General features: G+C 46.6%; 12 protein-coding genes. 2 read left to right on the top strand and 10 right to left on the bottom strand.

The window, feature by feature from the left end; translation table 11 throughout:
* Positions 1 to 360, top strand: a 360-nt coding sequence (locus E5983_RS07565; protein ID WP_160332692.1) for an IS66 family transposase, incomplete at its 5' end; no start/stop codon positions are given.
* Positions 361 to 529: 169 nt separating this feature from the next.
* On the opposite strand, the gene E5983_RS07560 is transcribed toward E5983_RS07565, so the two are convergent.
* The 10 genes from E5983_RS07560 to ybeY all read right to left on the bottom strand — a co-directional run bounded on the left by E5983_RS07560 (position 530) and on the right by ybeY (position 7,434).
* Positions 530 to 964, bottom strand: a complete 435-nt coding sequence (locus E5983_RS07560) for an Rrf2 family transcriptional regulator (RefSeq protein ID WP_160333260.1) — start codon at positions 962 to 964, stop codon at positions 530 to 532.
* A gap of 9 nt (positions 965 to 973) precedes the next feature.
* Positions 974 to 1,441 (bottom strand): SsrA-binding protein SmpB, encoded by a 468-nt coding sequence (gene smpB, locus E5983_RS07555; RefSeq protein ID WP_160333259.1) that lies wholly within the window; start codon positions 1,439 to 1,441, stop codon positions 974 to 976.
* On the bottom strand, positions 1,404 to 3,683 hold the full coding sequence (gene rnr, locus E5983_RS07550) for a ribonuclease R (RefSeq protein WP_160333258.1): 2,280 nt from the start codon (positions 3,681 to 3,683) through the stop codon (positions 1,404 to 1,406). The genes smpB and rnr overlap by 38 nt, the downstream gene beginning before the upstream one ends.
* 68 nt (positions 3,684 to 3,751) lie before the next feature.
* Complete coding sequence (secG, locus tag E5983_RS07545) at positions 3,752 to 3,985, bottom strand: preprotein translocase subunit SecG (protein WP_160333257.1); 234 nt, start codon at positions 3,983 to 3,985, stop codon at positions 3,752 to 3,754.
* 63 nt (positions 3,986 to 4,048) lie between these two features.
* Positions 4,049 to 4,198, bottom strand: coding sequence for a 50S ribosomal protein L33 (rpmG, locus tag E5983_RS07540; protein WP_160333256.1), 150 nt, complete (start codon positions 4,196 to 4,198; stop codon positions 4,049 to 4,051).
* A 9-nt stretch (positions 4,199 to 4,207) separates the two neighbouring features.
* Entirely contained in the window at positions 4,208 to 4,831 is a 624-nt protein-coding gene (gene coaE / locus E5983_RS07535) for a dephospho-CoA kinase (RefSeq protein ID WP_160333261.1), read from the bottom strand.
* Positions 4,828 to 5,649, bottom strand: coding sequence for a DNA-formamidopyrimidine glycosylase (gene mutM, locus E5983_RS07530; RefSeq protein WP_160333255.1), 822 nt, complete (start codon positions 5,647 to 5,649; stop codon positions 4,828 to 4,830). The genes coaE and mutM overlap by 4 nt, the downstream gene beginning before the upstream one ends.
* Positions 5,649 to 6,548 carry a GTPase Era gene (era, locus tag E5983_RS07525; protein ID WP_160333254.1) on the bottom strand — a complete coding sequence of 300 codons (900 nt, stop codon included), beginning with the start codon at positions 6,546 to 6,548 and terminating at the stop codon, positions 5,649 to 5,651. Before era ends, mutM begins: the two co-directional genes overlap by 1 nt.
* Before the next feature lie 15 nt (positions 6,549 to 6,563).
* A complete protein-coding gene (locus tag E5983_RS07520; protein ID WP_160333253.1) occupies positions 6,564 to 6,959 on the bottom strand; it encodes a diacylglycerol kinase family protein in 396 nt (131 codons plus the stop codon).
* On the bottom strand, positions 6,943 to 7,434 hold the full coding sequence (gene ybeY / locus E5983_RS07515) for an rRNA maturation RNase YbeY (RefSeq protein ID WP_160333252.1): 492 nt from the start codon (positions 7,432 to 7,434) through the stop codon (positions 6,943 to 6,945). Before ybeY ends, E5983_RS07520 begins: the two co-directional genes overlap by 17 nt.
* Before the next feature lie 181 nt (positions 7,435 to 7,615).
* Between ybeY and E5983_RS07510 the strand changes: the two genes are divergently transcribed.
* Positions 7,616 to 7,990, top strand: a complete 375-nt coding sequence (locus E5983_RS07510; RefSeq protein WP_160333251.1) for a hypothetical protein — start codon at positions 7,616 to 7,618, stop codon at positions 7,988 to 7,990.
* Positions 7,991 to 8,099 lie beyond the last annotated feature (109 nt).

Below are 8,099 nucleotides of genomic sequence, written 5' to 3'. Positions count from 1 at the left end.
TATGTCTTACCAGAATCCAAGTTAGGCCGTGCTCTCAAATACAGTTTGGATTATGAGTCCACATTCAAAACTGTACTAGAGGATGGACGTCTCGTTCTATCCAATAATTTGGCAGAAAGAGCAATCAAATCCTTAGTAATGGGACGCAAGAATTGGTTGTTCTCCCAGAGTTTAGGGGGAGCAGAGTCTAGTGCGATTATTATGACTCTAATTGAGACAGCCAAACTCCACCAAGTGGACAGTGAAAAATATATAGTTTTCCTACTAGAACATTTACCAAACGAGGAGACTCTCGAAAAAAAGGAGGTTCTAGAGGCTTATTTACCATGGGCAAAACAAATACAAGAGCATTGTCGTTAAAGAAACCTCCAAGATTCAAAGCAAGCTGCTTACAATCTTGGAGGTTTTTTGATGTACCCTGTTATTGGGCGCTTACATTGGATTCTCTTTCTCAATTACTTTTCTACCTTTATTATACACTAATTCATTACCAGCTACTTTTTCAAACAAAAAGGCTAGGATTTTCTCCTTAGCCTTTTTGTTTTTCCTGACTGGTTTTCAAAATATCTGCCAAACTTTGCTGTTTCAGGGGCGCCTCCATTGCTGCCTGGACTTCTTGCAGGTGGTGATCCAAGACTCCGTGAATGGTTCGTCCAACCTCACATTGAGGATTGGGAGCATCGTGGTAACGGAACAGCTTGTCAGCCCCAATACCTCCGGTCGCTTGGTAGATATCAAATAAAGAAATTGCTGCCGGTTCACGTCCCAACTCAATCCCAGCTAGACCTTGCCGTGTTTGAATCAATTGGGCCTGGCGAAGTTGCGACATGACCTTCCGCACAATGACCGGATTGACTCCAACACTGGCGGCTAATCCCTCACTGGTCAGAATTTCCGCTTCCTCCTGTAACGCTACCAAAACCAAGATATGAACCCCGATACTAAAACGATTGGAAATCTGCATAGGCCACTCCTAACGGCGATTGAAACTCTTCATCTGCCGGTCAATATCGCGATTTTGCTCCCGGCGTTTGATGGACTCCCGCTTGTCATAATCTTTTTTCCCCTTGGCCAAGCCCAGAAGTAGTTTGGCATAGCCATCCTTGAGGTAAACCTTAAGCGGAACCAGGGTCATCCCCGTCCCCTTAATCTCCTGCTCCAACTTACTGATCTGCTTTTTATGTAGCAAGAGCTTTCTACGGCGTTCCGGATCCTGGTTCCAGATATTGCCCTCCTCATAGGGAGCAATATGCACATTGCTTAACCAGACTTCGCCATTTTTAATTTGAGCAAAGCCATCCTTGAGCGTAATCCGGGCCGCCCGAACGCTCTTAATTTCCGTTCCCGTCAAAACCATGCCCGCTTCAATTGTATCAACGATGGTATAGTCGTGACGCGCCTTTTTATTTTGAGCGACGACCTTTCCCTCTCCTTTGGCCATGACGACCTCCTTTTTTGACTTGTTTTTTGTAAAATGCTTGGGGCTGTTGTCGTTTTTTCCTGCGCTCGCCTTGCGAGCGCTTTTTCGAAGCAGACGGCCTCTTCTCCACCTGGCCACCGGCTAGGTAGGCGAAATCGATTTCTCCCGTCTCCTTATCGGCCCTCTCAACCCGAATGCGAATCGGCTGTCCCACTCTGAAGGTTGTCCCGCTCCGCTCTCCACGCAGGGACAGGCTCCGTTCATCAAAATGGTAGAACTCAGGTAGGTTGGTCACATGAATCAAGCCCTCGACCGTATTGGGCAGCTCAACAAAAAGACCAAATTTCACCACGGAAGCAATCACTCCCTCAAACTCCTGCCCCACAAAGTCGGACATAAATTCGGCCTTCTTCATGGACTCTACAAAACGCTCAGCATCAATCGCCCGCCGCTCCCGGTTGGAAGACTGACTGGCAATGGCTGGTAAAATTTCTTGAAAATGACCGGCTTTTTCGGAACTCTTCCGATAGTCCCGCATCATGCGGTGAACCATCAAGTCCGGATAGCGCCGAATGGGACTGGTAAAGTGGGTGTAGAAAGGTGCTGCTAAGCCATAGTGACCATCATGATTGTGCTCTGAATAACGTGCCTGCTGCATGCTCCGCAAGAGCATCATCGAGAGCACTTCCTCGTAGACCTGCCCTTTAGCGGCAGCCATGATATCTTGGAGCGATGCCTGGGTCATCTTGGCAGCCGTACCATAGACCCGCAAACCAAAGCTAGACGTGAAATCAATAAATTTCTGCAATTTCTCCGCCTTAGGATCTTCGTGAATCCGGTAGATAAAAGGCAGGTCCTTCTGGTGGAAATGCTCCGCAACGGTTTCATTGGCCACAAGCATAAAGGACTCAATCATCCGTTCAGCTAGCCCCCGTTGACGAAGCACAATATCTACTGGTTTCCCCTTGGCGTTCACGAGGATTTTCGCTTCATTGGTATCAAAATTCAAAGCCCCCCGCTGAACCCGCATGTTTTCTAGGATTCTATGCAGGTCGACCATGGCCTCCACCGATTCCAGTAATTCGGGATAGGCTTCCACCACTTCTTGTTGCCCCGCAATCATGGCATTGACATCTGAATAGGTCATTCGCTGGCTGGTTTTAATAACTGTTTCCGCCAACTGGTAGCGCACCACCTTACCCTGACGATTAATTTCCATAATCGCTGACTGGGTCAGACGATCCACTTGTGGGTTCAGGGAACAAATCCCATTCGACAAACGCTCTGGCAACATGGGAACCACCCGGTCCGTCACATAAACAGAGGTACCCCGCTCCAAGGCTTCCCGATCCAGGGCAGACCCTTCCTTGACATAATAAGACACATCCGCAATATGGACACCTAGTTCAAAGTTTCCACCTGCTAGGCGTTTGATATGCACCGCATCATCCAAGTCCTTAGCATCTGCCCCATCAATGGTAAAGGTCAATTCGGAACGTAAATCCAAGCGCCCTTCCATATCTGCTGGACTAGGAGCATCCGGAATCGCCTCGGCCTCCGCTAAAACGGCCTCCGGGAAGGTCGAGACAATATCTAAGGACTCTAGAACCTCCAACACATCGATTCCCGTGTCATCCACATGACCCACAATCTCCACCAAGTCCGCCAAGAAAAAGTTCTTTTTCTTGCTTGGGTATTGGCGAATTTCCAGCTTGACCACTTCCGTACCGGCCAACTGGAAATCGCCTGGCTGAATGTAGATAGGCTGGCTAATCTTTTGGTTCCGAGAGCGGACATAGGCTGGGTATTTGGACTTACCTTCTTCCAGAACAACCTTCCCCACAACCTGTGTCAGCGAATGCTCCAAGATCTCCACAACCTTGCCTTCCGCCGAAGTTCCCTTCATGCGGTCGGCAACTTGGACAATCTCTACCAGAACCCGATCGCCATCAATCGCCTGATTAACAAAATCCCGACCAATAAAAACATCCGGTTCTGCCTCATCAACTGTTACAAACCCAAAACCTGATTTATGAGCATGAAAGACCCCCTCCAGTTTTGGAGCAAGGGGTTTTTTCGTAGCTTCCCTCCACACAATCGTTCCCTGATCAGTGAAACTCACCTTACCCTGAGCCTCCAAACGGGAAATTTCCTTGACCAGATTGGTAAATCCTTTGGCGTTTTTAATCCCCAAAGAATCCCCTAACTGATCCACCGACATTGGCCCAGACTCTTTCACCAGGGCCAGAATTTGCTTTTTCATTTATACCTCTCAAAAAAAGGGCGGTTGCTCACAAGACCTCTGGTCTTGCTCCAACTCGCCCTAAATACTTAAATACTTGATAACACGGCCAATACCAAAGCAATCGCTAGCCAGAAAAAGACTAGCACAGCAGTTGTTCGCTGCATAACGGCTTCGAATCCGCGCGCTTTTGTACGTTCAAATAGGTCACCCGCACTCGAATCAAACACGTTTGACGATTGATTCTTGGTCGGTTGCATAAAAATGACCATCACCAAAATAACAGATAGGACTAAAAATGCAGTTAATAATAATTGAAACATTGCCAAACTCCTTCAAATCCCTTCTATAGTAGCATAGTTTCCCCAACTTGTAAACCGAGGACCTCACTTCATCTCCTGATGCGTCGTGACCTGACGCTCCTTGGGACAGTATTTCAAGACCTCAATCCGATCGGGATGCGACTTAGGATTTTTACTAGTAATATAATTTTGACTGCCACACGATTGGCAACGCAATTGAATTTTAATTCTCATATACTTTTTTTACTCTTGATCCTTTGGGGAAGAAAATCGATCCTCTAAGCCAAGCAAGGCCTGATCAATTTGTTGGTGCAAGTCCAACAAATTGCCACGATTATCAAGGATCAGACTGGCTAAGGGCTGTTTGCGCTCCAAGGGCCACTGGCGCAGCATCCGCTGACGCGCCTCCTGCTCGGTCAGGCTATTACGCCGCATCAAACGCTCCAACTGCGTGACCTCATCGACATCCACCAGCCAAATCAACTCAAACCAGGCCTCATAACCCTCCTCAAACAACAAGGGGATATCAAAAAAGACCACCTCACCTGACCTCTGAGCCTGCTCCAACTCGGCTGCCAAGGCCGACCGAATCACGCGACCCTGCTCCACCTTCGACCAGGCCCGAAAATCCGCATCCGAGAAAAAATGCTGGGCCAATTTGGCACGATTCAAGGCTCCCTGATCCTCTAAAATCCCCGGCCCTAAATGCGCCACCAACAGCTTGTAGAGGGCTCCTCCTGGGGCCTGTAGCTCATGGACCAACTGATCTGCGTCCACCACCCGATAGCCTCGTGTTTGTAAATAGCGGGTCACTTGGCTTTTACCAGAGGCAATCCCGCCTGTTAAACCAATCACCTGAGCCTTCATAACTTTTGACACCGAGGGCAAATATGGGTCCCTCTTCCCCCAACTTTAATTTTCTCAATCACACTTCCACAACGGAGACAGGGATGGCCCTTTTGACCATAAACCTTGAGGGTTTCCTGCATAGTCCCAACTTCCCCAAAGGCATTTTTATAAGTCCGAATGGTTGAACCACCCCGAGCTACCCCTTCCGCCAAAACCTCGATAATGGCCTGACGCAAACGACTGATCTTTTGAGCAGATAAATCTGAAGCCGGAGTCAAGGGGTGGATTCGAGACAGCCACAAGACTTCATCAACATAGATATTGCCTAAACCAGCCACAAGGGTTTGATCTAAAAGCAAGTTTTTTACAGGTTTCCGAGATCGTTTCAGCCCCTCCCGGAAAGGCTTCAAGGCAAAGTCCTCTTCAACCGGCTCGGGGCCTAATTTCTTAGACTGAAAATAGGCTTCTAATTGCTCCTTGGGCAAGTAATCCAAGGTCCCAAACTTGCGGACATCCTGGTAAACCAGACGGGAACCATCGTCAAAGTCAACCAGCACATGCTGGTGTTTTTGCGGCTCCTGGGCTTCTGCTTGAAAGAAAAACTTCCCCTCCATCCGCAAATGGGATAAAAGCACATGATTCCCCAGATCAAAGATGAGATACTTCCCTCGTCGATCAACCTTCTGGATTTCTTGTTCCAGTAGGTCATGGGCCAAGGCCTCTGCCCCGGTTCGAACCATTTTGGGATAGAGAACAGTGACCTGGGCAATTCGTTTCCCTTGCACCAATGGAGAAAGACCGCGGCGAACGGTCTCTACTTCAGGTAATTCTGGCATCAGTAATCCTTTTCTGTGTATCCAAAATCAGCAAGATCGAGTTTCTTGTCCCGCCAATTTTTCTTAACCTTGACCCAAGTCTCGAGGAAGACCTTGTCTCCTAACATAGTCTCGATGTCTTTCCGAGCCATAGTTCCAATTTTCTTGAGCATGGCTCCACCCTTACCGATTACAATCCCCTTTTGACTAGAACGCTCAACCATGATGGTAGCCTGGATGTGGACTTTATCTGTTTCTTCATCCCGCTTCATGCTATCCACCACTACTGCAATCGAGTGGGGCACCTCTTCTCGTGTCAAATGTAGCACTTTTTCACGGATCATTTCAGATACCAAAAAGCGTTCTGGATGATCCGTGATCATATCATCTGGGAAATATTGGACGCCCTCTTCGAGGTTTTCTGACAAGACATCAATCAAGTGAGACACATTATTCCCTTGCAGGGCAGAAATGGGAATAATCTCCTTGAAGTCCATTTGGTCTTTAAAATCTTGGATTTGATCCAAGAGCTGTTCAGGATTGACCTTATCCAGTTTGTTGACGACTAGAATAACTGGAACCTTGGCCTGCTTAAGGCGTTCGATGATCATATCATCTCCCTTGCCCCGAGGCTCATCGGCAGGCACCATAAAGAGGACGGTGTCGACCTCTCTGAGCGTCGAATAAGCCGCATCGACCATGAAATCGCCCAAGGCCGTTTTAGGCTTGTGAATCCCCGGGGTATCAATAAAGACAATTTGTTCTTCAGGGGTTGTGTAAATCCCCATGATTTTATTACGCGTCGTTTGCGCCTTATCACTCATGATGGCAATTTTTTGCCCCATTACATGATTCAAAAAAGTCGACTTTCCAACATTGGGACGACCTAAAATCGCTACAAATCCTGATTTAAAAGACATTCATTCTCCTTATTATTAAAAAAATAGATTCCAAATTTTAGGGACAAAAATAATCAGTCCCGTGATCACTGCATAGGCAGAAAAGAGCAAAACCGCTCCGGCAGCCATGTCCTTAGCATGTTTGGCCAACATCGAAAAATGGTAATTAGAAGCCAGATCCACTACATTTTCAATCGCTGAATTCACAATCTCTAAGGTAATCACCATAAAAACACTCAGCAACAAAAAGAGCCATTCAATGGCTGAAACCTGAAAAATCAATCCCGCCACAATCACGAGGATCCCTGAGACCAAATGCTTACGCATGTTGGCCTCCTCCTTAAAAGCTGTGATAATCCCGGTTAAGGCAAACTCCAGGCTGGAGATGAGATCCCGATTTTTCCATTTGCGTTTATTACCTTGTGAGTCCATAGGCTGTCAATATCTCTTCCTGTAATCCAAACATTTCTGCTTCTTCTTGGGGAGTGTAATGGTCATAACCGTTGATATGTAGAAAACCATGAACGGCCAAAAAGCCCATTTCCCGTTCAAATGAGTGACCATACTCGGCAGCCTGCTCCCGCGCACGGTCTATCGAAATATAGAGCTCGCCAATGTAAGTATCAAACTCATCCATCAGTCCGACTAAATCCTCATCCTCCAAGCCTAAATCTTCAAAGGAAATCAATTCTTCCGGCTTATACTCCAAGCTAACAACATCGGTTGGGCGATCCATCCCTCGATATTCCAAATTGACTTGGTGAATCCGCTCATTGTCCACAAAGGTAATGGCCATTTCTTTGTCTTCCTTGTCAATCCGCTTAGCAGCTGACTGGACCAACCGTTCAATATCCAGCATCATTTCTTCGGACACACGTCCCGTTTCATCCTGCATTTCAATATACATGGCAAACCCTCATTCATATCTGTTACTTCCATTATAGCACATCCCCTACTTTCTGTCTGAAAATCACCTGCCATCTCAGGATTACCATTCAGAACATTTGAGCGACCTTTTGGAACATTTAAACTAACTTCCCCTTCCTTTGGGGTAAACTAGAGACAAGCAAATTCCTTTGGAGGTTTTTATGAACTACTCTTTTATTTACACTCTCCTTATTGCAAGAGCTGTTGAACTTACTCTGGCCGCCTATCTGAAGATTCTCTCCCCCTCGATAGTGATTCCTTTTACTTTTTGGTCCCTTATCTCAGTCATCATCTTCGGAATTACCAATCAAGGTTTTTACCAAAAACAACCAAAAAAGAATATCCAGCGAAGAGGGCTACTCCTCCTTAAAGCGATTCGATTACCCTACTTCTTCTTTATGCTTATGAATCTGGTCTTCCTCTACAATTCTCATTCGCCCCTAGCTATCTTCGCCCAAACAAGTATCCTCATTAATTGGCATGCCCTGCTTTATGTACTCATTCTGAGCCAGTGCCGCATAAAAGGGGAGAATTAATATTGGTTCTATAATAAGTTGTGTGGAAAGCTTGCTCTCCATGCAACTTTTTTTGTAATTCAGAGTGCAAAAAAAAGCAATTCCTAGTAAACTGATAAGTGGAAAAAAA

The sequence above is a fragment of the Streptococcus danieliae genome (genome assembly GCF_009767945.1).
Taxonomy (GTDB): Bacteria; Bacillota; Bacilli; order Lactobacillales; family Streptococcaceae; genus Streptococcus; species Streptococcus danieliae.
This window is presented reverse-complemented; position numbering and strand designations above follow the sequence as displayed.

Excerpts from the sequence above, each read along its gene's own strand:
- E5983_RS07560 (WP_160333260.1), bottom strand. The coding sequence starts at position 964 with ATGCAGATTTCCAATCGTTTTAGTATCGGGGTTCATATCTTGGTTTTG.
- smpB (WP_160333259.1), bottom strand. The coding sequence starts at position 1,441 with ATGGCCAAAGGAGAGGGAAAGGTCGTCGCTCAAAATAAAAAGGCGCGT.
- rnr (WP_160333258.1), bottom strand. The coding sequence starts at position 3,683 with ATGAAAAAGCAAATTCTGGCCCTGGTGAAAGAGTCTGGGCCAATGTCG.
- secG (WP_160333257.1), bottom strand. The coding sequence starts at position 3,985 with ATGTTTCAATTATTATTAACTGCATTTTTAGTCCTATCTGTTATTTTG.
- rpmG (WP_160333256.1), bottom strand. The coding sequence starts at position 4,198 with ATGAGAATTAAAATTCAATTGCGTTGCCAATCGTGTGGCAGTCAAAAT.
- coaE (WP_160333261.1), bottom strand. The coding sequence starts at position 4,831 with ATGAAGGCTCAGGTGATTGGTTTAACAGGCGGGATTGCCTCTGGTAAA.
- mutM (WP_160333255.1), bottom strand. The coding sequence starts at position 5,649 with ATGCCAGAATTACCTGAAGTAGAGACCGTTCGCCGCGGTCTTTCTCCA.
- era (WP_160333254.1), bottom strand. The coding sequence starts at position 6,548 with ATGTCTTTTAAATCAGGATTTGTAGCGATTTTAGGTCGTCCCAATGTT.
- E5983_RS07520 (WP_160333253.1), bottom strand. The coding sequence starts at position 6,959 with ATGGACTCACAAGGTAATAAACGCAAATGGAAAAATCGGGATCTCATC.
- ybeY (WP_160333252.1), bottom strand. The coding sequence starts at position 7,434 with ATGTATATTGAAATGCAGGATGAAACGGGACGTGTGTCCGAAGAAATG.
- E5983_RS07510 (WP_160333251.1), top strand. The coding sequence starts at position 7,616 with ATGAACTACTCTTTTATTTACACTCTCCTTATTGCAAGAGCTGTTGAA.